The sequence below is a fragment of the Vibrio sp. 378 genome (assembly GCF_033339435.1).
The window spans coordinates 1-546 of record NZ_JAWOUO010001035.1 but is presented as its reverse complement, the minus strand read 5'-3'; the positions used below and the strand labels follow the sequence as shown (position 1 = coordinate 546).

Annotated in this window: 1 protein-coding gene; it reads left to right on the top strand. The window is 50.0% G+C overall.

From position 1 onward, the window contains the following. Positions 1–546: protein-disulfide reductase DsbD domain-containing protein (locus tag R7Q48_RS30230; RefSeq protein ID WP_318134098.1), on the top strand; the 546-nt coding region annotated here is incomplete at both ends.

The window sequence follows — 546 nt, the reverse complement described above, 5'->3', positions numbered from 1 at the left end:
TTCCGGTCGACCAAGCGTTCCCGTTTAACTTCTACCAACAAGACGACAAGTTGATGCTCGATTGGCAGGTACGTGACGGCTACTATCTGTATCAAGAGCGCTTGTCTGTGTCTGGTGAAAACATCTCTCTTGGCGAACTGCAAATGGAAAACGGCACGCCACATAAAGATGAATTTTTCGGTGATGTGCACATCTACACCACGCCTTTATTTGTGAATGTACCGCTTGATGAGTGGCAAGAAGGCGCGCGCGTAATCGTGCAATATCAAGGCTGTGCGAAGGCTGGATTCTGCTACCCGCCAGAAACTCGCATCATTCCAATTGACGCTTTTACGGCTTCCATTGCTGATTCCGCAGTCGCAACAAAACCAACGCAATCAACAGCAAACAACAACCAAACAAACGCGACATCACCAACGGCGAGCACGTCAGTGTCATCAAACAATGCTCCCGCACCAGTCACTGAGCAAGACAGCCTCGCGGCGAACCTTGCTGACAATTGGTGGACTCCGCTGCTGTTTTTAACTCTTGGTGTGGGCTTAGCGT